Origin of the sequence: Streptomyces sp. NBC_01537 (genome assembly GCF_045040445.1) — a bacterium.
Lineage (GTDB): Bacteria > Actinomycetota > Actinomycetes > Streptomycetales > Streptomycetaceae > Actinacidiphila.
The window spans coordinates 480,129-506,993 of sequence record NZ_CP109392.1 but is presented as its reverse complement, the minus strand read 5'-3'; the positions used below and the strand labels follow the sequence as shown (position 1 = coordinate 506,993).

Below are 26,865 nucleotides of genomic sequence, written 5' to 3'. Positions count from 1 at the left end.
CCTTTGCATACGGGTGGGAGGGAACATACGGGTGTGAAGGGAGCGCTGGCGCATCCCTTCACACCCACGGCGGCTGGCTAGCCGATGTTGTTGCCCCACAGCGTCTTGTCATCGACGTTGGCCTTGGTCACCAGCGGGGCGGGGAGCTGGTCCTCCAGGCCGTTGGGGATCGTGATGATGGTGGAGTCGTGGTCGGTCGCCCCGGGCTGGAAGGTCTTGCCGGCGGCTGCGGCCTCGGCGTAGTACAGGGCGTACTTGGCGTAGAGGTCGGCGGGCTGGGAGACGGTGGCGTCGATCTCGCCCTTGCGGATCGCGTCGAACTCCTGCGGGATGCCGTCGTTGGAGATGATCGTGATGTGGCCGGCGGTGCCCGCGGGCTTGAGCAGCCCCTTCTGCTTGAGCAGGGCCAGGGTGGGCTGGAGGAAGACCCCGCCGGCCTGCATGTAGATGCCGTTGAGGTCGGGGTGCTGGGCGAGCAGGCTCTGGAGCTTGGCCGAGGCGACGTCGCCCTTCCAGTCGGTGGGCAGCTCGAAGACCTTGATGTCCGGGAACTCGGTCTTCATGCAGGAGGCGAAGGCCTCGGAGCGGTCCCGTCCGTTGATGGAGTCCAGCGCGCCCTGGAACTCGGCGACCTTGCCCTTGCCGCCCAGTTGCTTGCCGAGGTACTGGCAGGCCTTGGTGCCGTACGCCTTGTTGTCGGCGCGGACCACCATGTAGACGTCGCCCTTGTCCGGGCGGGTGTCGACGCTCACCACCGGGATCTTCTTGGACGCCAGTGTCTCGAGGGTGGAGGCGATGGCACCGGTGTCCTGCGGGGCCATGACGACCGCCTTGGCCCCGGTGTTCTCGAAGACCTGGACGTTGGCGACCAGCTTGGTGACGTCGTTCTGGGAGTTGCTGAGCGGCAGGTTGTTGACGCCGTCCGCCTTGATGTCCTTCTTCAGGTACTGCGCGTAGGAGTTCCAGAAGTCGGAGTCGGAGCGGGGGAGGTCGATGCCGATGGCCGGCTTCTTGGCGGCGCTCGTGCCCGCGGTCTCACTGCCGCGGTTGCAGGCGGTGGCGAGGCCGGTCACTGCGAGGGCGGCCGCGGCGATGGCGGCGGTGGAGCGCATGCGGACGAACTTCATGACCGTGGTTTCTCTCTTGTCGGGAAACGGAGGAGTGGAGGGCTTACAGCCCGGGCCGGCTGATCCGGTCGGCGGACATCGACAGCCGGGGTGTTCGTCGCCGGGCGGCAGCCGCTCCGCGGTCGGCGGCTGCCGCTGATACGAAACGGCCCGGGCATGCCCTGGCCATGAGAGGGGATGACACGAGAGTCGTGATTCATCCGAGGTATGCTCGACGTCGAGGACGTTACGACCAGATTGCCGCATCTGACAAGACCTCCTGGGCCACTCTGTCGAATTCGGCCAGGACCCGGCTTGCACCTTTGGCGTCCACGAACCCCCTTCGGGTCCGCACAACCCGTCTGACCTGTGCTTACAGTCTCGGCGCGATCGCTTGGGGGGTGGTCTGCGCCAGGTTCACGATTCGGCAACGCTGAGGTCACAGGGATGGTGCGTGGCCGAATCGATGCCCGAAATGCCAGTTTGACGTGGGCGGCGTGGAGGTTGACGTGCCGTTCTGCGGCCCAGTGGGCCTCTCCTCGGAGGACAGGGTGGATCCGCGGGGGATGCGCGGCGGCGGAGGGGGTGGGGAGCCGGATACATCGGATCAATGTGTTGCCATTGATGCGGTGGGTCTTTAGAGTCGGGCTCGCAAGACCTCCGATGTCTTGCCAGAGTCGAGGGCTCGGGCCCCGGTCGCGGACAAAGGAGCTGCATACGATGAAACTGCTGCGAGTCGGCCCTCCGGGTAGAGAGCGCCCGGCCGTTCGTGCCGGTGACGGCAGAGTGTGGGACCTGTCCGCCGTCACCGAGGACATCGACGGATCGTTCTTCGCCTCGCACGGCGTCGACCGGGCGCGCGAGGCGCTCGCGGCGGGGGAGCTGCGGGAACTGGCGGCCGAGGGCCTGAGGACCGGCGCTCCCGTCGCCCGGCCCGGCAAGATCATCTGTGTCGGCCTGAACTACCGGGACCACGCGGCCGAGACCGGCGCGGCGATCCCGCCCCGACCGGTGGTGTTCATGAAGGACCCGGGCACGGTGGTCGGGCCTTATGACGAGGTGTTGATACCGCGTGGCTCGGTGAAGACCGACTGGGAAGTCGAGCTCGCCGTCGTCATAGGACGCCGGGCGCGCTACCTGGAAAGCCCGGCGCAGGCGCTGGACGTGATCGCCGGCTACACGATCAGCCACGACGTCTCGGAGCGGGAGTTCCAGCTGGAGTACTCCTCACAGTGGGACCTCGGCAAGTCCTGCGAGACCTTCAACCCGATGGGGCCGTGGTTGGTCACCGCCGACGAGGTGGCCGACCCCCAGGATCTGGGCCTGCGTCTGTCGGTGAACGGGGTGAAGAGGCAGGACGGCCACACCCGCGACATGATCTTCCCGGTCGCCCACATTGTCGAGTACCTCAGCCACTACATGGTTCTGGAACCCGGCGACGTGATCAACACCGGCACCCCCGCCGGCGTCGCCCTCGGCCTTCCCGGCACCCCTTATCTGCGGCCCGGTGACACCGTCGAACTCGACATCGACGGTCTCGGCAGCCAGCGCCAGACCTTCGCCCAAGCCTGAAAGGCCCCTCCCTTGCCCGCCAAGCCCGCCATGTCCGCACCCCCTCCCCGCATCACCGCGGTCGACACCTACGACATCCGGTTCCCCACCTCGCGGGAGCTGGACGGGTCGGACGCGATGAATCCGGACCCCGACTACTCCGCCGCCTACGTGGTGCTGCGTACCGATGCCGCCGACGGACTGGAGGGCCACGGGTTCGTCTTCACTATCGGCCGGGGCAACGACGTGCAGGTCGCGGCGATCAACGCGCTGCGTCCGCACCTCGTGGGCCGACCCGTCGACCAGTTGTGCACCGACCCCGCTTCGCTGAACCGGGACCTGATCGGGGACAGCCAGCTGCGCTGGCTTGGCCCGGAAAAAGGCGTGATGCACATGGCGATCGGGGCCGTCGTCAACGCGGTGTGGGATCTGTCGGCCAAGCGTGAGGGCAAGCCGCTGTGGAAGCTGCTGGCCGACGCCGACCCGCAGTGGCTGGTCTCCCAGGTCGACTTCCGTTACATCGCCGACGTGCTCAGCCCCGAGCGGGCCCTGGAACTGCTCAGCAAGGGCAAGCAGGGCGCCGCGGAGCGGGAGAAGACGCTGCTGGAGCGGGGTTACCCCGGCTACACCACCTCGCCGGGCTGGCTCGGCTACTCCGACGAGAAGCTGACCCGGCTGGCGAAGCAGGCCGTCGCCGACGGTTTCACCCAGATCAAGCTCAAGGTCGGCGCCGACCTCGAGGACGACATCCGTCGGCTGCGCGCCGCCCGCGCCGCCGTCGGCCCGGGCATCCGGGTGGCCATCGACGCCAACCAGCGGTGGAACGTCGACGAGGCGATCGCATGGACCAACGCGCTGGGCGAGTGCGACCCGTACTGGATCGAGGAACCCACCTCACCCGACGACATCCTCGGCCACGCGGCGATCCGTGAGGGTGTCGCCCCGGTGAAGGTCGCGACCGGCGAACACGTCCAGAACCGCATCGTCTTCAAGCAGCTGCTCCAGGCCGGGGCGATCGACGTGCTCCAGATCGACGCGGCCCGCGTCGGAGGAGTCAACGAGAACCTGGCCATCCTGCTGCTCGCCGCGCACTTCGGCGTGCCCGTCTGCCCGCACGCGGGCGGCGTGGGGCTGTGCGAACTGGTCCAGCACCTGTCGATGTTCGACTTCGTGGCACTGTCCGGCACCACCGAGAACCGCGTCATCGAGTTCGTCGACCACCTCCACGAGCACTTCCTCACGCCCGTGGTGATATCCCGGGGCCACTACACGGCCCCGACCACGCCCGGCTTCTCCGCGCAGATGTTCCCGGAGTCGATCGCCGAGTTCAGCTATCCCGACGGTACGTTCTGGGTCGCCGACCTCACCGACCTCACCGCGCAGAAGGCGGAGACGGCATGAGCGGCGACCTGCAGGGCCTCAGCGCCCTGGTCACCGGCGGCGCTTCCGGCATCGGCCTGGCCACCGCCCGGCTCCTCGCGGACCGGGGTGCGCGCGTCGCAGTCCTGGACCTGAACCCGGGCGGGCTCCCCGACGGGCTGCTGCCCTTCAAGGCCGACGTCTGCGACGACGCCTCCGTGCGAGCGGCCGTCGAGTCGGCGGCGGAGGAGCTGGGCGGCATCGACATCGTGGTCAACAACGCCGGGATGGGCGCCATCGGCACCGTCGAGGACAATCCCGACGAGCAGTGGCACCGCGTCCTGGACGTCAACGTGCTCGGCATCGTACGGACCACCCGCGCCGCCCTGCCCCACCTGCGGCGCTCCACGCACGCGGCAATCGTCAACACCTGCTCCATCGGCGCCACCGCCGGGCTGCCGCAGCGCGCCCTGTACTGCGCCAGCAAGGGCGCCGTGCTGTCGCTGACGCTGGCGATGGCCGCCGACCACGTCCGCGAGGGCATCCGGGTCAACTGCGTCAACCCCGGCACCGCCGACACCCCATGGGTGGGCCGGCTGCTGGACGCCGCCGACGACCCGCAGGCCGAACGCGCCGCCCTGAACGCCCGACAGCCCATGGGCCGGCTGGTCACCGCCGACGAGGTGGCCGCCGCCATCGCCTACCTGGCGAGCCCCGCCGCGGCCTCCGTCACCGGCACCTCGCTCGCCGTCGACGGCGGCATGCAGGGCCTGCGCATCCGGCCCCCGGCCACCTCATGAGAACCACCACCCTGGGCCGCAGCGGTGTCCGCGTCACCGAGCTGGCGTTCGGCGCCGCCGCCCTCGGCAACCTCTACACCCCCGTCAGCGACCAGGCCGCCGCCGACACCGTGACGGCCGCCTGGGACGCGGGCATCCGCACCTTCGACACCGCACCGCACTACGGCCTCGGACTGTCCGAACGACGGCTGGGCGCCGCCCTGCGCGGCCGGCCCCGGGACGCGTACACGGTGTCCACCAAGGTGGGCCGGCTGCTCGTCCCGGGCGGCCCCGGCGGCAATGACCTGGCCAACGGCTTCGCCGTCCCCGCCACCCACCGCCGGCAGTGGGACTTCACCGCCGACGGCGTGCTGCGCTCCGTCGAGGCCAGCCTGGAACGGCTCGGCCTGGACCGCGTCGACACCGTCCTGCTCCACGACCCCGACGACTACGTCGAGTTCGCGCTCAAGGAGGCATACCCCGCGCTGGAGCGGCTGCGGGCAGAGGGCGTCATCGGGGCGATCGGGGCCGGCATGAACCAGGCGGAAGCCCTCACCCGGTTCGTCCGCGACACCGACATGGACGTCGTCCTGCTCGCCGGCCGCTACACGCTGCTGGAGCACGGCGCCCTGGACGAGCTGCTGCCCGAGGCCGCGGCCCGGGGCATGAGTGTGATCATCGGCGGTGTTCTCAACTCCGGTCTCCTGGCCGACCCCCGGTCCGGTGCGACCTACGACTACGCCCCCGCCCCGGAGCCGCTGCTGGACCGTGCGCTGCGGCTGAAGGCGGTCTGCGACCGCCACCGCGTGCCGCTGCGCGCCGCCGCCCTGCGCTTCCCCTTCGGCCACCCGGCCGTGGCGAGTGTCCTGACCGGCGCCCGCAGCGCCGACGAGGTGAACGACACCGTCGCTTCGCTGCGGCGTCCGCTCCCCGAAGCGCTCTGGGACGACCTGCGTGCCGAAGGCCTGCTGCCCGCACACGCGCCCGTCCCTCAGCCCACGCCGACGCACACGCCTGCGAATACCCCGGCAAAGGAGCCGTCGTGAGGATCGCCCTGCACACCAAGGTCCGCGCCGACCGCGTCGAGGAGTACGAGGCGGCGCACCGCGAGGTACCGGACGAACTCACTGCCGCCATCCGCGCCGCCGGAGCGAGCGCCTGGACCATCTGGCGGTGGGGGTCCCCCCGCGCGAGCGGAGCCGAGCGTGGGGGAGGCACCGGCCTCTTCCACGTACTGGAGGTCGAGGACTATCCGGCGATGATCGCCGCACTGGAGAAACCGCCGGTCAACATCGCCTGGCAGACGCGGATGACCGAGCTCCTGGACGTCGCCCACGACTACTCGGCCGACGGCGCCGGTGCCTCGCTGCCCGTGGTGTGGGAGCTGTGACCACCATGACGGGCATCGTCGACGCCCACCACCATGTCTGGGACCTGTCGGTACGCGACCAGGACTGGATCACCGGCGACCGGCTGGCCCCCCTGCGCCGGGACTTCACCCTCACCGACCTCGAACCCGAGGCACGGGCCGCCGCGTCCTTGAGCAGGAGTCCATCGGCGCCCGCGCGCAGGGCGGCGTAGGCGTGTTCGTCGCCATCGAACGCGGTCAGCACCAGCACCCGCGGAGGGAGCCCGCTCGTCCGACCGGCGGCAGGCGTCCTGGATCGGCTGTCGGGCCGGGTGATGCGGCGTATGGCCTGGGTACGGTCGATGTCCGTCGATCCCATGTCCATGAGGACGACATCGGGCTGCAGTGCGTCGGCGGCTCGAACCGCCTGGTCGCAGTCGGTCGCCTCGCCCACGACCGTGAAGTCGGGCTGGGCTTCCAGGAGCAGGCGGAGGCCGAGACGTTGCAGAGCCTGGTCGTTGACGATGAGTACGGTGGTCATGCGGGCGTTCTCCCGGCGGACGGGTCCATGAGAAGTGCGGCCGGCCATGTTCGGACCGGGCGGGCGCTCGGATCGAGCACTCGCCCGGAGCCGAGGGGGAACGGGGAGGTCGATGCGGGCGTCCTGCTGATGGCCCCGCGACTGCCCCTACGGTGCTGGCTTCAGCTGCTGAGGGAGCGCAGGACGGCGGTGGCCATGCCGCGTTCGCCGTGTTCGTTGGGGTGGACCACGGCTGCCGGGCTGCTGGGGTTGAGGGGCTCGATCCAGCGGGTGGCCGCCGGGGAGCAGGCGTCGTGGCCGGTGGAGGGCGTGAAGGTATCGACGTACGTCGCTCCTGCGGCCCGCGCGCGTTCGCCGAGCATGGAGTTGAGCTCCTGCTGCTTCTGGCGCAGGAACGTGACGTCGCCGGGGGCGATGGGCAGGTCGCGGCCGCAGTCGGTGCCCTTGGAGGGCAGGATCGACGGGTAGCCGACGACGTAGACCCGGGCCTCGGGCGCGCGGCGTTCGATCTCGGTCAGTGCCCGGGAGAGGCGGTCGCCCGTGGCGCGGATCTTCTGAGCCACCTCGTCGGTGCCGCCGGAGGTGTACTTCTCCTTGCAGGGTGCCTTGTCGGTGACGTCGGTGATGCGGTCGGCCAGCTTGAAGAGCGCTCCGGTCGTGACGCACTTGGTGATCATCGAGCTGAAGCCGATGTCGTTGCCGCCGATGCCCAGGGTGACCAGCCTCGTGGTGCTGTGCAGCGCGGAGAGTTGTGCGGGGTTGGTGCCGTTGCCGGTGGACTGGGGGGTGGTGAGTTCGGAGATGGTGGCGCCGCTGCAGCTGACGTCATGGAAGTCGGCCGTCTTCAGGCTCAGTTCCTTGGCGACCAGGGCCGGGTAGTTGCGGCCGGAGCGGTCGCAGCCGGCCGGCGTGCCGGTCTGGGGAGGTATTTTGGGGCCTGAGGTGTATGAGTCGCCGAGCGCGACGTACGGCCCCTTGGGCGTCTCCTTCTTGTCGTGGCTGTCGGAGTTCCGTCCGATGCTGACGGCGGTGACCAGTACCCCGCACGCCAGGGCGACGCCTATGCCGGTTCGTGCCAACGGTCCCATTGCTGTGTCCTGTTCTTCGTTCCGGATGCTGGGCTGTGGGGACGTTTCGGTGAACACGGAGCGGTGTCGGTGTGGCCCTTGGGGATTCGGGCGAGCGGGGCGGGTCGGCTCATGCCGGGCGGACGAGTCCGGTGTCGTAGGCGAAGATCACGGCCTGTACGCGGTCGCGGGCGCCGATCTTGGTGAGGATGCGGCCGATGTGGGATTTGACGGTGGATTCGGCGAGGTGAAGACGCTCAGCGATCTCCTGGTTCGTCCAGCCGGTGGCCATGGCGGTGAGGACTTCGCATTCGCGCTGGGTGAGGTCGGCGAGGCGGCGCTGCTGCTGCGGGGAGTGCCCGGGGAGGCGGTCGCTGAAGGCGTCGATCAGCTTGCGGGTGAGCCCGGGGGAGATGACGGCGTCGCCGGCGGCCACCGCGCGGACTCCGGCGACAAGTTCTTCGGGCAGGGCGTCCTTGAGCAGGAAGCCGCTGGCTCCGGCACGCAGGGCGTCGTAGGCGTACTCGTCGAGATCGAAGGTGGTCAGCACCAGGATGCGCGAGCGGCCGCCGGACTCCACGATGCGGCGGGTGGCCTCGATGCCGTCCATGCCGGGCATCCGGACGTCCATCAGGACGACGTCGGGACGGAGTTCGGCGGTCATGCGAACCGCTTCGCTGCCGTTGGCGGCCTCGCCGACGACGGCCATGTCGGGCTGGGCCTCCAGGAGCATGCTGAAGCCCATGCGTTGCAGGGCGTGGTCGTCGACGATGAGGACAGTGGTCATGAGCGGTGCTTCTCCGGGGAGGATGGGGGTCCCCCCTGCTCGAGCGAAGTCGAGAGCTTGGGGGAGGCCGGGTTGGGGACGAGGAGTGCGCGGACGGTCCAGCCGCCCTGGGCGTTGGGGCCTGCGGTGACGTTGCCCCGGTAGAGGGCGGCACGTTCGCGCATGCCGACCAGGCCGCGACCGCCGACCGTGCCCGGACGGCCTGTGGTGGGGGTCCGGGACGGGCCCGTGTCCTCGACGGTGACGTGGACGGCGTCCGGGCCGGCGGCGAGGGACACATGCACCGAGGTGTCGGAGGCGGCGTACTTGACGGTGTTGGTCAGGGCTTCCTGGACGATGCGGTAGATGGAGAGCTGGAGGCCAGGGGGCAGGCCGGCGAGGTTCCCGTGAGTCTCCAGGGCGACGGTGGGACCGGCGGCGCGGACACGGTCGAGCAGGGCGTCGATGTCGGTCAGGCCGGGCTGTGGAGCGAGCGGCGCGTCGTCCGGACCCTCGCTGTCCTCGCCGATGACGGAGAGGAGACGGCGCAGTTCGGCCAGGGCGTCGCGGCCGCTGGCGCTGATGATGCGCAGTGTCTGGGCACTGCGCTCGGGTTTGGCGGCGGTGAGTGCGGCGGCGCCGTCGGCGAGGCCGACGATGACGGCCAGGGTGTGGCCGAGGATGTCATGCATCTCCCGCGAGACGCGGGCGCGTTCCTGCGCGGTGGCGAGGCGGGCCTGCTGATCGCGGTCTTTCCTCAAGGCGTCGATGTAGGCATTGGCCAGTCTGCTGAGCAGACCCAGTGCGGCGAACGCCGCCATGGCGGTCATCGCCAGCAGGGTCACGACCTCCGGTCGGGTGGCGTGTTCCAGCTGGCCGCCCTTCCAGAAGACGGCGGCCCACGCCACAAGTTCCGCGGTGGTGATGCCGAGGGCCAGGGCGAGTTGTCGCGGGGTGCAGTGGCGGCCGACATGGAACAGGGCCACGACGCGTGCGGACTCGGCGCCGGACAGTACCCCCAGAGGGAGGGCCGCCACCGACGCGGCGGTGATGAGGGCGAAGACCAGTATGGGCTGGCGCTCCCGCCACAGGAGCGGGACGGTGAAGGCGACGATGATGGCCAGTTGCGCCGGGACATCGCCGATGTTGTAGGGGTTGAGGAAGGAGCTGATGCCGAGCGCGGCGCAGAAGGCCGGTACCCCCCAGTGCCGGACCCTGGGGTGGGCCCGGTCGGCCCGCCGCAACGCGGCCAGCCGGAAGATGACCGAGGCGATCACGCGCAGTTCGGAGTCGCTGGTCAGGGTCTCCAGCACCTGGTCGTCGTCCGGGCTGGGGGCCTGCGCGGGTGCGCTCGGTGCGGTCACGGAGGGGGTCCTTCGCGGGTCGGGAGGCCGCCCGCCGGTCCCCGGGGGGATGGGACCGGCGGGCGGGGCTGGGGAGTCGGCCGGTGGGAGTCGGCCGATCCGTCGGTGATCAGGCTGTGGCCCGCAGCTCTCGCTGTGGCTCGGCCCCGTCAGCCCTTGCGGGTCATCTTCTTCTGTAGCCCCTTCACTGCCGAGGTTTTCGACCCGGTCGTGCCGGTGGGCGTGTCGTCGTCGGACTTGCCTGCCCGGCGGGGCCTGAGCCCGGACAGTCCGCGTACCCGGCTGGGGGACTGTCCGGCAGGCGCAGTCGCGCCCGTCTCGGCAGGGCCGCCCACGCCGACGAGAACAGGCGAGGCACTGGCACTCGGGCTCGCGGGGGCACCGCTGTCGGATTGGACCGCTGCGCCGGCCTGCTGGGCGGCCAGGACGTGGCGCAGCTTCTCGCCCTCGACGTCCACGTTGGGCATGACACGGTCCAGCCACTTCGGCAGGGCCCAGGCGCGGCGCCCGAGCAGGGTCATCACCGCAGGGACGATGGTCATCCGGACCACGAAGGCGTCGAAGAACACGGCGGAGGCCAGGCCCAGGCCGATCGACTTGATCAGCGCCACGTCGTCGAGGAGGAAGCCGGAGAAGACGGAGATCATGATGACCGCGGCGGCGGTGACCACCCGGCCGCTGTGCCGGAAGCCGGAGACGATCGCCTCGGTGGGATGGGCTCCGTGGACGTATTCCTCCCGCATCCGGGTGACGAGGAAGACCTCGTAGTCCATGGCGAGTCCGAAGACCACGCCGATCAGCAGGATGGGCAGCACACTCACGATCGGCGCGGTCTCGTCGATGCCGAAGAGATCCTTCAGCCAGCCCCACTGGAAGACGGCGACCAGGATGCCGAGGGTGGACGCGACGCTGAGGAGGAAGCCGAGGGCGGCCTTGAGGGGGATCAGGATCGAGCGGAAGACCAGCAGCAGCAGGATCAGGGCGAGGCCGACGACGATGGCCAGGTAGGGAATGAGGGCCTGGGCGAGCTTGGTGGACACGTCGATGTTGACGGCGGTCACTCCGGTGACCATCAGGTCGGCGCCGGTCTCCTTGTGCAGGGCGGCATTCTGGTTGCGGATGTCGTTGACCAGGTCCTTGGTGGCCTGGCTGCTGGGCGCACTCCTGGGGACGGCCCCGATCAGGGCCACGTCGCCGGCCTTGTTGAACGCGGCGTCGCGCACCGTGGCGACGTCGGACAGCTTGCCGATCAGCGTGACCGCGTCCTTGGCGGCGGCCTCGGGGTCGTCGCTGCCGCGGGCGTCGACGACGACGGTCAGCGGTCCGTTGAAGCCAGGCCCGAAGCCCTTGCTCAGGGTGTCGTAGGCGACCCGCTGGGTGCTGCCGGGGGACTTCATGGAGTCGTCGGGCAGGGCCAGGCGCAGCGACATGGCGGGAATGGCCAGCAGGCCCAGACCGATCACCGAGACGGCGAGGACCTTCACCGGGTTGCGGGTGACGAACCTCGCCCAGCGCACGCCCATCGGCCGGCCCTCGCCGCGCTCCTCCAGGGCCCGCATACGGCTGCTGAGGAGCTTGCCCTTCATGATCCGGGGCCCGGCGAAGCCCAGCATCGCGGGCAGCAGGGTCAGCGCGATCACCACGGCGACGGCGACGGCGAAGGCAGAGGCCAGGCCCATGGAAGTCAGCATCTGGATGCCGATGACACTCAGACCCCCCAGAGCGACGATCACGGTGAGGCCGGCGAAGACCACTGCGGAGCCCGCGGTGCCGAGAGCCCGTCCGGCGGCCTCCTCCGGATCGTGGCCGTCGCGGATCTCGTTGCGGTAGCGGGAGACGATGAACAGGGCGTAGTCGATGGACACCGCCAGGCCCAGCATCAGAGCCAGGGTCGAAGCTGCCGAGGCCATGTCCACGAACGAGGTGGCGATGGTGATGCACATGACCGCCACGCCCACGCCGAGGATCGCGGTCAGCAGCGGGAGTCCCGCCGCGATCAGTGAACCGAAGGTGATTATCAGGACGACTGCGGCGACCGCGAGACCGATCAGCTCGGTCACTTTGCTGGCCGCCTTGTCCTCGACGGCGTCACCGCCCATGCTGACCGTCAGCCCGGCCTTCTTGCCTTCCTCGGCGACCTTGTTCAGGGCGTCGTGCGCGGCGCTGCTGACGTCGGACTTGGCGACCTTGTAGGAGACCTGGGCGTACGCGATGCTGCCGGACTTGCTGACCAGACCACTGGTGAACGGGTCGGAGACACTCGCCACCTGCGGCGACGTCTTCAGTTCGGCCACCAGCGATGTGATTTCGGCCTTGTTGGCGCTGGCGGTGAGCTTCTGCCCGGCGGGGGCTTCGAAGACGACCCGGGCGGTGGCGCCTGAGGCGGATGCCTGCGGGAACTCCTTCTCCAGCAGGTCGATGGCTTTCTGGGACTGGGTGCCGGGCAGGGTAAAGCTGTCCGAGGTGGAGCCGGTGGAACTCATGGCGCCGATGCCTACGGCGGCCAGGACGGCGATCCACAGCATCAGCACGAGGCGTCGTCGCCGGAAGGCGAGTCGTCCCAGTCGATAGAGGAAGGTGGCCACGGGGTACTCCCACCAGGAGATAGAGATCATTGCGAGAACTGGGGTCTGACTGACCCGTGATCTCAAGCTATGAGCGGATTTCCGCGTGACCTGCCTCCTGCGGGACCGAATCCGGGGGAACCGGTTAGTACCGCAGTACTAATGACCCTCATCCTCACATCGCGGCATCTGGCGAAACACGCTGGTCAGCGGGGGGTGCCCCTATGTCTTTGGTCAAGGTGGATGGGTGCTGGTTCGGACGTCTGGAACGATGTGCCTGTGCATGCTGATGATCAGGTTGGCGAGGGTGTCTCTGCGGACCTCGCGGCGTTGCTCCGGAACGCTGCCGACGGCCGTCCGGTGAAGATCGTTCCTTCCGTCTGCGGCGTCTGCGGCGGGCGCGTGTTTTTCGTGCTCGTTGACGATGTCGAGGGCGGAGCCGAGCGGGTGTGTACTGGTTGCGGCGGCCGCGCGTTCATCGCGGATAGCGAGGAGTTCTGGGAGGACGCGGATCCTGGCGAGGCCGGCTGCCCGTGCGGGAGCGAGGAGTTCGAGACGGCAGTCGCGTTCTCGCTCGCTGGCGACGGGTCGGTCCGCTGGGTGACCGTTGGGCTGCGGTGCCAGAAGGACGGCGCCGTGGGGGTCTATGCCGACTGGAAGATCGACTATGGCCCCACGGACCATCTCTTGACTATGGTCTAGGTTTGCGGAGCGACCGCCCGAACAGGCTGCGGTTCGTAGAAGGGTGCCGTCCCGGAGCATCGCGAAGAGGACATCTGCCCGGCGCCGGGCGAGGCAGAGCAGGGCCTGCGTGTGGTGCTTTCCCTGCGCGATCTTCTTGTCGTAGTAGGCCCGCGACGCCGGGTCGCCCAAGGCAGCGAACGCGGAGAGGAAGAAGGCCCGCTTGAGCTGCTTGTTTCCTCTCCTGGAGGGCTGTTCGCCGCGGATCGACGACCCGGAACTGCGGGTCGCGGGTGCGAGGCCGGCGTAAGCGGCGAGGTGGCCGGCGGTCGGGAAGGTGCTGCCGTCGCCGACCTCGATGAGGATCCTGGCTCCGGTCCTGACGCCGACTCCTGGCATGGACGTCAGGACCTTCGAAAGAGGGTGTGCCTCCAGCAGTTCCTCGATCCGCCCGGCCAGCAGCTTGCGCTGGTCAAGGACGGCGTCCGGCGCCGCTGATCGGCAGGAGAGAGTCGGACCGATGCAGCAGCCAGGCGAGAAGCAACTGCTGCGGCGAGGCACCTCGATGAGCCGCGAGGTCCAGGAGGGGGCGGGTCGGAGCCTCGCCTGCGCCCCATCCTCGCAGCGGTGAGTAGGCCAGAAACGGAATGCCGTGGCGCTCGCATTCGTGAAGGAGCGCATCGTCGCCTCTGTTGAGCGCGGAGTACGGATTCTCAACGGCATCGACTGATGTGACCGTGCGGGCGACAGCGAAAAGGGCAGGGTCGACATTGGAAATGCCGATGGCTCGGATCTTCCCCTTCTTTGCGCATCTCGCGGAGAGCGCCGTCGCTCTCCGCGAAAGGCACGTCGGGATCCGGCCAGTGCAGAAAGTACAGATCAACCGTCTCGCGCTGCAACGCCCGCAAGCTTGCTTCAAGGTCCGCTCTCAGAGCGGCGGGCCGGGCAACGTTCTTCCATTCCATCGGTCCTGTTCTGAAGTGGCCGCCCTTGGTCGCGACCATCACGGTGCTCCCGTCCTGGCGGGCGGCCAGTACATCGCCGATGAGACGCTCGTTGTGTGCTTCCTCGTCGACGGCCGTGTAGACGCGAGCAGTGTCGATGAGGTTCACTCCGCTGTCGATCGCCGCGTTGATCGTCGATACCGCCGTTGCCCGGCTCAGGTCAGGTCGAAGCGACGACGCCGCTCCTCCGAGGGCGATCGGCCAGACACGGCGTCCAGCCATCTCTCTCATCCCAGGATCGCCATGACCATCCAATCGGTCTGCTCGGTTCATTACGCGCGTCCTTTCCCGGGTTTCGCGTCGGCGCCCGTCACCGAACTGCGGCAGTGCAACGGGTCCCCGGAGCGTCTCAGGATCAATCTGCGACGACACCGAGGCGAGACCGTGGTCACAGCGCCGGACCGGCCAGGTGATTCCGCGCCCGTCTCGGCGCAGCCGGGCAGAGTTGACGTACACGCCACTTTCCCGCGTCAGGGCGGCGTCGTACCACCGGGTCCGCCGACGGCCACCCCTGTGACGCTCTCAAGGAACCGCCGGGCTGGGCATCAGGAGACTGTGACGACAGACGACTCCAGGAGCGGTTCAGCTGACAGCCCTGGACCGACAGCCCGCGCCCGGCGCCGCCAAGTCTCCAGCACGGCAAGAGCAGGCCCTCAGTGAGGCGCCGACGGTTCGAACTGCGTACCGCAGGGGCCCGCGCCCTCGCTCTCGGGCAGGACGACACGCTCGCGGTTCATCGTCAGGGTGGGGTACCAGCTTCCGATCCGCTGCGCCGAGCGGCCGGCGTAGTGGCAGATGAGGGAGCGGCGGAAACGGTCGGCTGTGCGGTTGGGCTGCGAGCCGTGCACCAGGCTGCCGTTGAAGAACAGAACGTCGCCCGGTTCCATGTCGACTGGCACCACCGCCAGTCCCGGGGGCGGCGCGACGTATTCGCGGGCGAAGGACAGATCCGGGTCCGCCGTCTCCGGGCAGAACAGATCCATGTGGTGCGTACCGGGTACGACCTCCAGGCCGCCGTTGTCCCGGTCGATCACGTCGCAGGCGATCCAGGCGGCCACGCAGGTCCCGGGCTCCACACGCAGGTAGAAGTTGTCCTGGTGCAGCGCCTGGCCCCGGGCGCCCGGCGGCTTGAAGTAGAACATGCTCTGGGCGGCCAGGACCTCCTCTCCCAGAAGCGTCTCCAGCACATCCTGTAGCCGGGGCTCGAGCAGGTAACGCAGGGCCAGCTCGCTGATCCGGTGCGGATGCAGCACGCGCGGATAGGCGTCCAGTGGGTCGGCCGAGCCGCCGGCCCCGGTCACGCGCGGTTCGAAGTGCCCAGGAATCGGCCCCGCGGCCTGCAGCGCGGTGAACTCCGTGCGGATCTCCTCGATTTCGTCCCGCCCGAACAGTCCCCGCACCACGGTGAAGCCCTGGTCCTCGAACTGCCGGCGGCCGGCCTCCGGCAGGACGGGCTCACGGGCTGCCGCGAGGGTTACGGCGTCCGGGCCGCCAATGTCCGTGGCTGTCATGCGGTCTCCTTCTGGTCGGCGTCCCGTGGCTGTCACGCTAGGGCTCAGACCCCTCCCGGGAGGATGCCTGTGCATGCTGACGACTTGTCCGGTCCTGCTACGCCGTCCCCGCCGCCCGGCCTGGTGATCACGGGCCACTTCGACCAGCGGCCCGGCTACCGCGTGCACCGGCCGCACGGCGCGGACAGCTGGCTGCTCACCTGGACCACGGGCGGGCGCGGACAACTGCTGCAGGGAAAGGCAACGGCCGAGGCGGGACCGGGCGACCTGGTGGTGCTGGGGCCCGGCGTGCCGCACCGCTACGCGGTCGCTCCGGGCGCGCGGCAGTGGACCTTCCGGTGGGCTCACTGCCAGGCCAGGCCCTCCTGGTCCGCCTGGCTGCGGCCGTACGCCCGCGGCGACCGGCTGTTCCTCGTCGACTCGGTACCCGGCGACGTGCACGGCCGGATCGGCACCGCCTTCGACCGGATGCTCGCGGACGCCCGCTGGTCGGGCAGTGCTGCCCCGCCCGACCCCGACCCCTGCCCCGAGCCCCCGGTCGACCGCACCGCTGTGGCCCACAGCAGCGCCGCACGGGAGCTGGCCCTGTGCGCACTGGAGGAGGTCGTCCTGCTCGCCACCGTGACCGCGGGTGCCGCGCGGCGTGAGCCCGGCGGCGCGGGCATCGACCCGCGGGTGCGGCGGGCCCAGGCGCTGATCGCGGCCGACCCCGGCGCCGCGCACACCGTAGGGTCGCTGGCGGACTCCGTCGCGCTCTCACCGTCCCGGTTGGCGCATCTGTTCACCGAACAGCTCGGCCAGACCCCGATGCGTGCGCTGCGGCACGCCCGGCTGCGGCACGCCGCCCGGCTGCTGGAGGCCACCGAGCTGCCGGTGGCACGGGTGGCTGCGGCATCCGGCTTCACCAGCCCGTTCCACTTCAACCGGGTCTTCCGACAGCGCTACGCAGTGCCGCCCGGCGTCTACCGGACCGCGTTCAGAGCAGAACACGGATCGGCGCATACCGACCGGCGAACCTGAGCCTGCGCGTCGCAGATCACGGCATCCTGGGATGCCGGGTCACGCCAGGAGACGCGGCCTGGCCGCGGGCCCGGCGGCGGTGGAACATCACCCACGCGAGCGTGCGTTCCACGGTCCACCGGCGCGGGAGCGGTCAGCGCGGTTCGCGGACGACGGCGAGCGCCTGCCTCGATCATGTGTGACGCCGGACCGCGGTGGTCAACCCTTGATTGCCCCGGTGAGTACACCCGTCTTGAAGTGCTTCTGCATGAAGGGATACACAAGCAGGATCGGCACCAGCGTCAGCACCACCACAGCCATCTGCAGCGACTGGGGCGCGGTCTGCGCGTGTGAACCGCCGAAACCGTTGTTGACCGTTCCGGGCATGTTCAAGCCGTAGTTGACGTACTCCAGGAGCACATACTGCAGTGGCCACTTGGCGCTGTCGGTCGGCATGTAGAGCATCACGTTGAAGAACGCGTTCCAGTAGCCGACGGCGTAGAACATTGCCACGACCGCGGTGACGGCGCGGGAGGTGGGCAGCACCACCGACCAGAGGATGCGCCATTCGCTGCAGCCGTCCATCCGGGCCGCGTCGATCAGGTCGCCGGCGGTGCCGGAGTAGAAGGAGCGCAGCACCAGAATGTTGAAGACGGAGACGGCGCTGGGCAGGATCAGCGCCCAGTACTGGCCGTAGCCGCCGAGGCCGGTGACGACGAGGTAAGTGGGGATCAGTCCGCCGCTGACGAACATGGTGACGATCAGCAGCATCAGGATGCTGCGGTGGCCGAGAGAGCGGGACCGGGAGAGTCCGTAGGCGCACAGTACTGAGACCACCATGGACAGCGCCGTGCCGATGACAGTGATGGCGAGGCTGACCAGGACAGCGCGGGTGACCGGGCCGTCGGTGAGCATCTGCCGGTAGGCGCCGAGGGTGAGACCGTCGGGCCAGAGCACAAGTCCTCCGGCGCGGTTGATGGCGCCGGGGCTGGAGAAACTGGTGAGGACGACGATGTAGAGCGGCACCAGCACGGCGGCCAGGACCAGGAAGAGGACGCCGCCCTTGAGTGTCTGCCCGGCGACGGTGGGCTTCTCCTCCCAGACGGCGCGGCCGTGGCGGCGATCGGGCCGGAGGGCGGAGGCGGACTGCGTCTGTGTCAGGGTCTGGTTCATTTGCGATACAACCCGTCCTCGCCGAAGGCGTGCGCGGCCTTGTTGGCGCCCCAGATCAGGAGCAGTGAGATCACGCTCTTGAACAGTCCGGCGGCAGCGCCGTAGCTGTAGTTGTTGGTGGCGATGCCGTAGTAGAAGGAGAAGGTGTCCAGTACGTCAGCGGTGTCGTGGCCGACGGCGTCGCGCTGGATCAGCAACTGCTCGAAGCCGACGGTCAGGGCGTTCCCCAGGCGCAGCACGAGCATCAGCACGATGACGCCGCGCATGCCGGGGAGGGTGATGTGCCACATCCGGCGCCAGCGGTTGGCACCGTCGACGGCGGCGGCCTCGTAGAGGTTCTGGTCGATGGCGGCGAGGGCGGCGAGGAAGACGATGATGCCCCAGCCGGCCTCCTTCCACACAGCCTGCGAGGTGATCAGCAGCGCGAAGGTGTGCGGGTCGGTCATGACGTTCCAGCTGCCCAGGTTGTGCTGGGCCAGGAAATGGTTGAGCACTCCGGCGCCGCCGAGCATCTCCTTGAAGATGGTGATGACCAGCACCCAGGAGAAGAAGTGCGGCAGGTAGACCACGGACTGGATGAAGTTCCGCAGCCGTTCGCTGAGCACCGTGTTGAGCACCAGGGCCAGGACGATCGGCATGGGGAAGAAGAGAATCAGTTGGACGAAGCTGAGCCAGAGGGTGTTGCGCAGTGCCTCCCAGAACAGCGGGTCGTTGAAGACCTGCCGGAACTGGTCGAGGCCGCCCCAGTCACTGTGCACAACCCCGACCAGCGGGTCGTAGTACTCGAAGGCGGTTATCAAGCCGAACAGCGGTACGTAGTTGAAGACCAGCAGCAGCGCGACCGCCGGCAGGGTCATGATGATCAGCGACTTGTCGCGGCGCAACTGCGTCCGCCGGGTCATGCGGTTCGCTCCGGGAAGGGACTTCTCGCCGCCCTCGACCGCTGCCGACGTGGATTCCTTCTTCGCCTTGGTGGTGATCGTGGCGGCCACCGTTCCTCCTTGCTGTGCGGCGGCCCAAAGGTGCGCGGCCCGCTGCACGCTGGTCGTCAGCTACTGGCCGGTGCCGTACTTTTCCAGTACCGCGGTCCGGTACCAATTGATCACCTGTTCCCCGCCGCTGGACTTCCAGGAGGAGATGGCGGACTGGACATCGGAGACATTCTTGATGCCGTGGCAGCAGTCCTTGATGGCGTCCTCGACGGCCTGCGCGGCGTCGGCGGTGGCATAGCGCTTGGGCACGGTGATGTTCATGTTCCAGAACACCGGCTTGTAGACGGACTTCGCGGTCCGGGCCTGCCAGCCGGTGTAGTCCTTCGTCACAAGGTCGGCGCCGGGGTTGCTGACGACCTGCGGAGCGGAGGCCAGGAAAGGGTACGTCTGCTGCTGCGCGGTCTTCTTTCCCTCGTCGGTGTAGGTGGGGACGCCGTTCACCATTGTGTGGTGGGTGCCCTCGACGCCGTAGACGACCTGCGTGTACTCGGTGGAACCGTAGGGCGCGGCGAGGTAGTTGGCGACGGACAGCAGCTCCTCGATCTGGTCGCCCTTGAGCTTGGCGTTGAGGTAGCTGATGATGCTGGTGGAGGGGCTGAGGAAGGTCTGGGGCCTGGACCTGCCATCGGCGGAGATGACGTTGAAGGCTCCACGGCGGTAGTTCTTGTTCGCGGCGACGCCGGACTGGTAGTCCGACAGGTTCCAGGCTCCGGTGCCGCCGCCCTCGATCAAGGCCTTTCCGGCATAGAACCGGGCGGTGCCGTTGTTGGTGTCGCCCGCCAGGGAATCCGGGTGCACGTAGCCGGCCTTGGCGAGCCGGTAGTGCCAGTCCAGGGCCTCGAGGAACTCGGGCATCTCGTACTTGTGTATGAGCTTCCCCTTTTCGACGGTGAACTTGGCGGGAAGGCCCCATGCCGGGTACAGATAGGTCCACACGTCGTCGAAGGCCCACACGCCGCGTTTGGCGTCGGTGAGCTCCTTGCCCAGGTTCCACAGGTCGTCGGCGGACGTGATCTGGTCCGCGGTGATGCCCTTCGCACCCAGCACGTCCGCACGGAAGAAGACGGCCCCGGCCAAGGCCATGCCGGTGGCGAAGGAGGGGATGCCGTAGATCTTGTCCTCCCACGCGCCGGCCTGCCAGGCGCCGGTGGGCATCGCGGCCAGATTCGGGTACTTCTTGATCTTGCCGCCGGACAGGTACGGGGTGAGGTCCGCCAGCTGGGTGCCCGCCAGCGCACCGACATTGAAGCCGGCGTTCCACCAGGACGGCAGCTGGATCCAGTCCGGCAGCTTCTTCGACGCGGTCATCGTCGGGACGATGGTCGCGTAGTCGTTGCCATTGGCCGGCTTCATGGTCAGGTGGACGCCGAGGGCCTTGTTCATCGCCTGGTAGTAGGAGTTGTTCGGCGAGGGCATGGTCCCCCACAGCGGCGTCACCGCGGTGTAGCTGCCGCCCTTGCCGGGCGTCCCCTGGACCGTGCTCACGGGGTTGGCCGGATAGGACAGGAATCCCGGGTCGGTGAAGGCTCCCGCGGCTCCGGCGACCGAGGGAATGTCCGGCTTCAACGACGTGCTGGCCTGGTAGTCGGGTAGCGCGGCGGCAAGCCCCGACTTGGTGTTCGTCCCACCCTTCGTGCTGGAGGAGCCGCTTCCGCAGGCGGCCAGCAAGGGGGACACGGCGGCGGCCCCGGCGACGGCGACGGCGCCGTTCACAAAGGCTCTGCGGTTCATTGCGATGCTCATGGTGGGCGGCCCTTCGCCTTTGAGGTTCCGTGACGAGCGTCATGCGGGGAGGGGCTGCGCAGCAGCTGCCTGGCTTCTACGCAGAAGGCGTGAGCGGCTTCGATGACGTCAAACACGGCGCGGATCGTTGCCGCCTATCGAAGCGCTTCGATGCTGCCGAGAGGTTAGGCGCGGCCTGCGACGCCACGCAAGGGGCGTGGAGAGAAAAGCCAAGCGCGATTTTCAAGTGAAGTTTCTTGGAAACTTTCTCTTGACACTGCGGTGGCCGCATGTCAGCTTCGAATCGTTTCACCACGGCTCCGAGGTGCTTCGGCCCCGGCCGTACAGCGCCGTCCACCCCTGTCGCCGCACTCTGCAAGGGACTTTCACCTGTGAGTACCGCTGCCGCCGGCCGAACGCGTCGAGGACCTGGTCCGCGAGGTCGCCGAGGCGGCCTCCGTCGAGCAGCGCGCCATCGACTACCACCGCCCCCCCGGCCGTCGGTACCGGCCGCATGGTGAACCTGCTGCGCGACCCGCGCCGGGGGCGCGACGAGGAGGGCTACTCCGAGGACGCCCTCATCCAGGGGGTCCGCCGCCCGGATCGAACTCCACGCGGGGAAGTACAGGTTGGCGGCCCTGCGGCGGCGGACAGCGGCTGAGCACGCTGACCTTCACCCCCCTGAGCCGTCGTGAACGTTCCGCCAAGTCACCAGGCACACGAGCGTGCTGCCCTGCCCCCAGGGCCTGTCCGACCAAGATCCGCCGGACAGGCCCTAATGCCCAAGAGATCCATTCTGCCGAAGGGACCTGACCAGGTGTCCGACGAGTACGCAACGCCGCTCGCCGCCAATCCGGTGATCCCGGGATTCCACCCGGACCCCAGCATCTGCCGTGTCGGCGAGGACTACTACCTCGCCTGTTCCAGCTTCGAGTACTTCCCTGGCATCCCCCTCTTCCACAGCCGGGACCTGGTGCACTGGGAACAGATCGGCCATGCCCTGGACCGGCCCGGCCAGCTCCGCCTGCCCCGGGAAACCCCCTCCTCCGGCGGCCTCTACGCGCCCACCCTGCGCCATCACGACGGCCGGTTCTGGCTGATCGTCACCAATGTCACTCCCGGTGAGGGCAACCTGGTGGTCAGCGCGACCGACCCCGCCGGCCCCTGGTCCGACCCGGTCCGCCTCCCCGGCGTCCCCGGCATCGACCCTGACCTGGCCTGGGACGAGGAAGGCAACTGCTGGTGCACCATCGCCGGAGTTGCCCAGGTCCGCATCGACCCGGGCACGGGTGAGACCTTCGGCGAGCCGCAGCCGGTGTGGTCCGGAACCCCGGGTGCCGCCGCGCCCGAGGCCCCGCACCTGTACCGGATCGGTGACTACTGGTACCTGATGATCGCTGAAGGCGGCACCGAGCGCGGCCACGGTGTCTCCATCGCTCGCGGAACCTCCCCCAACGGCCCCTTCGAGCCCTGCCCGTCCAACCCGATCCTGACCCACCGCAGTACCAACCGGCCCATCCAGAACACCGGCCACGCCGATCTCGTCCAGGCCACGGACGGCTCCTGGTGGATGGTGCTGCTGGGCGTCCGCCCGCAGGGCGGCACCCCCGGGTGGCACATCCTGGGCCGGGAGACCTTCCTGGCTCCCGTCTCCTGGGCCCACGGCTGGCCCGTCGTCGGTGAGGTCAACCCCGAACTCCCTGAAATGCCCTGGCCTTTGGTACCGACTGTCGCACCGGCCGAGCGCGACGACTTCGACTCGAACGAGCTGCAGCCCTCCTGGATCTCGCTGCACGACCGTCCGGCCGAGCACTGCACCACCAAGGAGCGCTCCGGCTGGCTGACCCTGCGGGCCCGCGGGACGTCCCTGGACGAGCCCGACGTCATCTTCCTCGGGCGCCGCCAGCAGCACCTCACCTTTCAGGCGCGGACTCTGGCCGACCGCTCCGAGGGCACCGGCGGCCTGGCCGTTCGCCTGGACGAGCGGCACCACTACGCCATCGAGGCCACATCCGAGGGCACAGTCCGGGTGATCGCCCGCGTCGGGTCACTGCGCTCCGTGGTAGCGGAACTACCGCTGCCCACAGACTCCGTTGTGCTCACCGTGCGCACCGCAGAGGCCCCTGGGCCCCACGACTCGCGTAATGGCCCCGACTCCTTGGTCTTCGGCGTCGAGGCACCCGACGGGACAACGACGGACGTGGCCTCGCTGGACGGCCGCTACCTCTCGACCGAAGTCGCCGGAGGCTTCACCGGCCGGGTCGTCGGCCTGTACGCCGCCGACGGCGCCGTGCACTTCGGCTGGTTCGACTACGCCCCCGGCCATCGCTGACAAGGAGCCTCGATCCTCATACCCCCGACGACCGCCCGCGGCCCGCCTGCGTGCCGCGGCGCGGACCCCCGCCCAGCCGTACAAAGGAGATCGCACGTGCACTGGAGACAACGCACCACCCGGCACGGACATGAGAACAACGCCCGAAGCCCCAGACCGTTCCGCCGTGCCGCCGGCCTGCTTCTCGCGCTCGCAGCGGCAACCCAACTCATCTGGGGCGGCGCCGCCTCCGCCGCCTCGCGGTCGACCGCGCCAGCATCCGCGGGCCATGCCGCAGCCTCCGACCGTATGGCCGTCGTCGCGGCCATGCAGCCCAGCTGGAACCTCGGCAACACCCTGGACGCCATCCCGGACGAGACGTCCTGGGGCAACCCGCTGGTCACCAAGGCCTTGTTCGACACCATCAAGGCCCAGGGCTTCCACAGCGTCCGGATCCCCGTCACCTGGAGCAGTCACCAGTCGTCGACGGCGCCCTACACCATCGACCCCGCCTTCACGAACCGTGTCAAGCAGGTGGTCGACTGGGCCATCGCCGACGGCCTCTATGTGGACCTCAACGTCCACCACGACTCGTGGCAGTGGATCGCCGACATGCCCTCCGACCCCGACGGGGTGCAGGCCCGGTTCGACGCCACCTGGACCCAGATCGCCACCGCCTTCAAGGACGAGCCGCGCCACCTGCTGTTCGAGAGCGTCAACGAGCCGCAGTTCAACAACGCCACCGACGCCCGGAAGACACAGCTGCTGGACGAACTCAACACCTCGTTCGTGCACATCGTCCGCGCCTCCGGCGGCCCGAACACCAACCGGCTGCTGCTCCTGCCCACACTGGGCAGTACGCCCAGCCAGGCGCTGATGGAGGACCTCTCCACCGAGATGGCCGCGCTCAACGACGACAACCTCGTCGCAACCGTGCACTACTACGGCTACTGGCCCTTCAGCGTCAACATCGCTGGTTACACCCGGTACGACGCGACCTCTCAGCGGGACATGACGCAGGCCTTCACGCTGATGCACGACACCTTCGTCGCCAACGGCATCCCGGTGTACCTGGGCGAGTTCGGTCTCCTCAACTACCCCGACTTCAACCACCCGGCCGTGATCGAGCGTGGCGAGTCGTTCAAGTACTTCGAACAGCTGGGCTACGAGGCGCGCGTCAACGGGGTCACCACCGCGCTGTGGGACGCCTTCAACTATCTCAACAGGGAGACAATGCAGTGGCGTGACCCCGAGCTGATCAACCGCATCAAGTCCAGCTGGACCACGCGTGCCGGGACCGCCTCCAGCGACACCGTGTACCTGCCCTCGTCAGGCACCATCGGCGCGCAGACGCTCACGCTGAACCTGAACGGAACCTCCTTCCGCGGTGTATGGCAAGGTCAGGCGAAGCTCACCCAGGGCCCCGACTACACCGTCTCCGGCGACCAGGTCACTCTCACCGCCGCTGCTCTCACCCGCCTCGCCGGGAATCGCGCCTACGGCCTGGACTCGACCGTTCAGTTCCGTTTCTCCAGCGGCCTGCCCTGGCCTGTCTACGTCCGCACGTACGACACCCCTGTGCTCTCGAACGCGTCGGGCACGAGCAGCGGCCTGGTCATCCCCACGGACTTCCGGGGCGACCAACTGGCCACCATGGAGGCGAAGTACGCAGACGGGTCCAATGCCGGCACCGCCACCTGGACCTCCTACCAGCAGTTCAATACGACGTTCTCCCCGGACTACCCCGGCGGGGCGATCGACCTCACCTCGGACTTCCTCGGTAGCCTCACCGACGGCGCGCCGGTCACCCTCACCTTCCACTTCTGGAGCGGCACCACCGTGACCTACCAGGTCACCCGCTCCGGCACCACGGTGACGGGATCCAGTACCTGACCTGTGGTCCTGACCCCGAGGAACCATGCCGGCCCGGGAACGGTGGCGCCGCCCCGTGCCCGGGCCGGCCGCTGTCGGCTCCCGGCCTCTGCGAAGGAATTCGCCAGACTCGCGGCCGTGGCCCCCGCTGTCTGCGAAACACAAACGCTTCATATCAAAAATGAGAAACACATGCGACCGTCACTCTGCCGGCCTGAAGTGCCACAATGAACCTGGCAACAACGACACCATAAAACGCTGGGCATCCCCTCCGTGAATCCGGATGCGATCGTTCGGCGGCAACGAGGGAAGGCGACCGTGACGGACAACGGGTCGGACGGGTCGGACGGGTCGGACGTGTCGACAGAGCATGCGCAGGGCGTCGCCTCCGACGAACGGCGGGGGCCGGTCACCATCGCATACATCGCCGAGACGGCCGGAGTTTCGGTCCCCACCGTCTCAAAGGTGCTCAACGGCAGATCCGGCGTCTCCAGCGACACCCGCGCCCGCGTCGAGGAAATGATCAACCGCTACGGCTACAAGAAGCCGCCGGGCAGCCGGAACAACACCGTGGAGCTGGTATTCCGCGAACTGAAGAGCCTGTGGGCGGTCGAGATCATCCGTGGCGTCGAGCGAGTGGCCAGCAAGAACCGGGTAGGCGTGATGGTCTCGGAGTTCGGGCTCCACAACGCGCCCAGCCGGACCGTGGACGACATGGTGGGCCGCCGGCCGCACTGCGTGCTGTCCGTAGCCCAGCTGTCCGATGAGGAGCGCGAGCAACTCAGAGCCAAGGGCATCCCCTTCGTCGTCTTCGACCCGACGGAGGAGCCCCCCGACGACGTGCCCTTCGTCGGCGCCACCAACTGGCGCGGTGGCCAGTCGGCAACACGACACCTGATCGACCTCGGACACCGCCGCATCGCGATGATCGGCGGCCCCCGGGACGTCTCCTGCTTCCGTGCACGGCAGGCCGGCTACACATCCGCCCTGGAGGCAGCAGGCCTGCCCGCCGATGCCGGCGTGGTGGTCACCGCATCCCTCACCAGGGAAGGCGGCAGCGAGGCCGCGCGCGAGCTGCTCACGCGGAGCGACCGGCCCACCGCCATCTTCGCCTCGAACGACCTGCAAGCACTCGGCGTCTACCAGGCCGCCCGCGAACTGGGACTAACGATTCCCGACGACCTCAGCGTTGTGGGTTTCGACGACCTGCCGGTCGTGGCATGGGTGGACCCGCCGCTGACGACGGTTCACCAGCCGCTGACGGAAATGGCGGCGGCAGCAACCGAGCTCGCCCTCACACTCGGCCGCGGCGAGAGGCCCGCGCAGATCGGTGTGGAAATCGCCACGACGCTCACCGTGCGCAGCAGCACCGCCGCACCCGCGAAGAAGCAGAAGCAGGTCTGAGCCGGGTACTGAAGCCCCGAGCGCCATCCCCCAGCCCGGCCGACGCGGTGTCATCCGGCGTGTGCCGGCGCGGATGTCCGGAATCTGCAAACGATGAGGTCTGCCACGGGAAAGACGTCAGCGGTCCCTCCGGGATTCACTCCGGGAAGTCCGCGACGAAAGAGGCCGTTCACATGCCCGACATGCCCATCGGAGAGTTCTGGAAGGACCTCAGGCCGATCGAGAACTCCTTCCGTCCCGACGCCCTCCCCGAGGTCTACCTGTCCAAGGTGGCCACGGACGACGACCGCTACTACGTGCCGTTCACCGAGACCGTCAGCTCGCGCCCGCTGTGGATCAACGTCAAGGACAACACCTGGGCCGACATTCTGCGAGCCAAGGAGGCGGGGCTGGTCAACCGGCACTACCACCCGCACGAGGTGTTCGCGTACACGATCTCCGGCAAGTGGGGCTACCTGGAGCGGCCCTGGACGGCGACCGCGGGCGACTTCGTCTACGAGGCCCCGGGCGAGGGGCACACGCTGGTCGCCTACGACAGCGCCGAGCCGATGAAGGCGTTCTTCATCGTCAAGGGCCCGCTCATCTGGCTGGACGAGAACGGCGAGCCCGATGGCTTCTTCGACGTGCACGACTACATCAAGATGTGCCGCGAGCACTACGAGAGCGTCGGGATCGGCGCCGACTACGTCAACTCCCTGTTCCGCTGAGTCGCGGCGCACCCCGACCGATCGAGATCGCCATGCCTGACACC

22 protein-coding genes and 4 pseudogenes are annotated in these 26,865 nt (G+C 68.7%); 12 read left to right on the top strand and 14 right to left on the bottom strand.

What is annotated here, in order from left to right:
* Window positions 1-77 precede the first annotated feature (77 nt).
* Window positions 78-1,127 (bottom strand): sugar ABC transporter substrate-binding protein, encoded by a 1,050-nt coding sequence (locus OG607_RS02570; RefSeq protein WP_405718140.1) that lies wholly within the window; start codon window positions 1,125-1,127, stop codon window positions 78-80.
* 699 nt (window positions 1,128-1,826) lie between these two features.
* On the opposite strand from OG607_RS02570, the gene OG607_RS02565 reads away from it, so the two are divergent.
* The 6 genes and pseudogenes from OG607_RS02565 to OG607_RS02540 form a co-directional block, all read left to right on the top strand.
* Window positions 1,827-2,678, top strand: a complete 852-nt coding sequence (locus OG607_RS02565; RefSeq protein ID WP_405718138.1) for a fumarylacetoacetate hydrolase family protein — start codon at window positions 1,827-1,829, stop codon at window positions 2,676-2,678.
* 30 nt (window positions 2,679-2,708) lie between these two features.
* Window positions 2,709-4,058, top strand: a complete 1,350-nt coding sequence (locus OG607_RS02560; protein ID WP_405718135.1) for an L-fuconate dehydratase — start codon at window positions 2,709-2,711, stop codon at window positions 4,056-4,058.
* Window positions 4,055-4,816, top strand: a complete 762-nt coding sequence (locus tag OG607_RS02555; RefSeq protein ID WP_405718133.1) for an SDR family NAD(P)-dependent oxidoreductase — start codon at window positions 4,055-4,057, stop codon at window positions 4,814-4,816. The genes OG607_RS02560 and OG607_RS02555 overlap by 4 nt, the downstream gene beginning before the upstream one ends.
* Window positions 4,813-5,841, top strand: coding sequence for an aldo/keto reductase (locus tag OG607_RS02550; protein WP_405718130.1), 1,029 nt, complete (start codon window positions 4,813-4,815; stop codon window positions 5,839-5,841). The genes OG607_RS02555 and OG607_RS02550 overlap by 4 nt, the downstream gene beginning before the upstream one ends.
* Window positions 5,838-6,185, top strand: coding sequence for an L-rhamnose mutarotase (locus OG607_RS02545; RefSeq protein ID WP_405718128.1), 348 nt, complete (start codon window positions 5,838-5,840; stop codon window positions 6,183-6,185). The genes OG607_RS02550 and OG607_RS02545 overlap by 4 nt, the downstream gene beginning before the upstream one ends.
* Before the next feature lie 5 nt (window positions 6,186-6,190).
* Window positions 6,191-6,328, top strand: a pseudogene (locus OG607_RS02540) (amidohydrolase); the annotation flags it as partial.
* Window positions 6,329-6,384: 56 nt separating this feature from the next.
* On the opposite strand, the pseudogene OG607_RS02535 reads toward OG607_RS02540, so the two are convergent.
* The 5 genes and pseudogenes from OG607_RS02535 to OG607_RS02515 all read right to left on the bottom strand — a co-directional run.
* A pseudogene (locus OG607_RS02535) lies at window positions 6,385-6,684 on the bottom strand (response regulator); the annotation flags it as partial.
* A gap of 161 nt (window positions 6,685-6,845) precedes the next feature.
* Window positions 6,846-7,772 carry an SGNH/GDSL hydrolase family protein gene (locus tag OG607_RS02530; protein ID WP_405718125.1) on the bottom strand — a complete coding sequence of 309 codons (927 nt, stop codon included), beginning with the start codon at window positions 7,770-7,772 and terminating at the stop codon, window positions 6,846-6,848.
* Between the two features lie 109 nt (window positions 7,773-7,881).
* Entirely contained in the window at window positions 7,882-8,538 is a 657-nt protein-coding gene (locus OG607_RS02525; RefSeq protein ID WP_405718123.1) for a response regulator, read from the bottom strand.
* Window positions 8,535-9,881: a sensor histidine kinase gene (locus tag OG607_RS02520; protein WP_405718120.1), complete on the bottom strand. Its 1,347-nt coding sequence runs from the start codon at window positions 9,879-9,881 to the stop codon at window positions 8,535-8,537. The genes OG607_RS02525 and OG607_RS02520 overlap by 4 nt, the downstream gene beginning before the upstream one ends.
* A gap of 149 nt (window positions 9,882-10,030) precedes the next feature.
* Window positions 10,031-12,466 (bottom strand): MMPL family transporter, encoded by a 2,436-nt coding sequence (locus OG607_RS02515; protein WP_405736502.1) that lies wholly within the window; start codon window positions 12,464-12,466, stop codon window positions 10,031-10,033.
* 258 nt (window positions 12,467-12,724) lie between these two features.
* On the opposite strand from OG607_RS02515, the gene OG607_RS02510 reads away from it, so the two are divergent.
* Entirely contained in the window at window positions 12,725-13,147 is a 423-nt protein-coding gene (locus OG607_RS02510; protein ID WP_405718117.1) for a hypothetical protein, read from the top strand.
* Here OG607_RS02510 and OG607_RS02505 read toward each other — a convergent pair.
* From OG607_RS02505 to OG607_RS02490, 4 genes and pseudogenes are all read right to left on the bottom strand, one after another.
* Window positions 13,144-13,573: pseudogene (locus OG607_RS02505) on the bottom strand (transposase); the annotation flags it as partial. The gene OG607_RS02510 and the pseudogene OG607_RS02505 sit on opposite strands and share 4 nt — an antisense overlap.
* A gap of 25 nt (window positions 13,574-13,598) precedes the next feature.
* Window positions 13,599-13,904, bottom strand: a complete 306-nt coding sequence (locus OG607_RS02500; RefSeq protein ID WP_405736499.1) for an aldo/keto reductase — start codon at window positions 13,902-13,904, stop codon at window positions 13,599-13,601.
* Window positions 13,840-14,403: an aldo/keto reductase gene (locus tag OG607_RS02495; protein ID WP_405718115.1), complete on the bottom strand. Its 564-nt coding sequence runs from the start codon at window positions 14,401-14,403 to the stop codon at window positions 13,840-13,842. The genes OG607_RS02500 and OG607_RS02495 overlap by 65 nt, the downstream gene beginning before the upstream one ends.
* A gap of 380 nt (window positions 14,404-14,783) precedes the next feature.
* A complete protein-coding gene (locus OG607_RS02490; protein ID WP_405718113.1) occupies window positions 14,784-15,641 on the bottom strand; it encodes a phytanoyl-CoA dioxygenase family protein in 858 nt (285 codons plus the stop codon).
* A gap of 63 nt (window positions 15,642-15,704) precedes the next feature.
* Here OG607_RS02490 and OG607_RS02485 point away from each other — a divergent pair, with 63 nt between their 5' ends.
* On the top strand, window positions 15,705-16,661 hold the full coding sequence (locus tag OG607_RS02485) for a helix-turn-helix domain-containing protein (protein WP_405718111.1): 957 nt from the start codon (window positions 15,705-15,707) through the stop codon (window positions 16,659-16,661).
* A 46-nt stretch (window positions 16,662-16,707) separates the two neighbouring features.
* Here OG607_RS02485 and OG607_RS02480 read toward each other — a convergent pair.
* From OG607_RS02480 to OG607_RS02465, 4 genes and pseudogenes are all read right to left on the bottom strand, one after another.
* A pseudogene (locus OG607_RS02480) lies at window positions 16,708-16,791 on the bottom strand (IS5/IS1182 family transposase); the annotation flags it as partial.
* 68 nt (window positions 16,792-16,859) lie between these two features.
* Window positions 16,860-17,813: a carbohydrate ABC transporter permease gene (locus OG607_RS02475; protein WP_405718108.1), complete on the bottom strand. Its 954-nt coding sequence runs from the start codon at window positions 17,811-17,813 to the stop codon at window positions 16,860-16,862.
* A complete protein-coding gene (locus OG607_RS02470; protein WP_405718105.1) occupies window positions 17,810-18,805 on the bottom strand; it encodes an ABC transporter permease in 996 nt (331 codons plus the stop codon). The genes OG607_RS02475 and OG607_RS02470 overlap by 4 nt, the downstream gene beginning before the upstream one ends.
* A gap of 60 nt (window positions 18,806-18,865) precedes the next feature.
* A complete protein-coding gene (locus tag OG607_RS02465; protein ID WP_405718102.1) occupies window positions 18,866-20,548 on the bottom strand; it encodes a Tat pathway signal sequence domain protein in 1,683 nt (560 codons plus the stop codon).
* A gap of 757 nt (window positions 20,549-21,305) precedes the next feature.
* On the opposite strand from OG607_RS02465, the gene OG607_RS02460 reads away from it, so the two are divergent.
* The 4 genes from OG607_RS02460 to OG607_RS02445 all read left to right on the top strand — a co-directional run bounded on the left by OG607_RS02460 (window position 21,306) and on the right by OG607_RS02445 (window position 26,821).
* Window positions 21,306-22,859 carry a glycoside hydrolase family 43 protein gene (locus OG607_RS02460; protein ID WP_405718100.1) on the top strand — a complete coding sequence of 518 codons (1,554 nt, stop codon included), beginning with the start codon at window positions 21,306-21,308 and terminating at the stop codon, window positions 22,857-22,859.
* A 96-nt stretch (window positions 22,860-22,955) separates the two neighbouring features.
* Entirely contained in the window at window positions 22,956-24,731 is a 1,776-nt protein-coding gene (locus OG607_RS02455; RefSeq protein ID WP_405718098.1) for a cellulase family glycosylhydrolase, read from the top strand.
* A gap of 336 nt (window positions 24,732-25,067) precedes the next feature.
* Window positions 25,068-26,114 carry a LacI family DNA-binding transcriptional regulator gene (locus tag OG607_RS02450; protein ID WP_405736497.1) on the top strand — a complete coding sequence of 349 codons (1,047 nt, stop codon included), beginning with the start codon at window positions 25,068-25,070 and terminating at the stop codon, window positions 26,112-26,114.
* A gap of 173 nt (window positions 26,115-26,287) precedes the next feature.
* Window positions 26,288-26,821: a 2,4'-dihydroxyacetophenone dioxygenase family protein gene (locus tag OG607_RS02445; protein WP_405718095.1), complete on the top strand. Its 534-nt coding sequence runs from the start codon at window positions 26,288-26,290 to the stop codon at window positions 26,819-26,821.
* Window positions 26,822-26,865 lie beyond the last annotated feature (44 nt).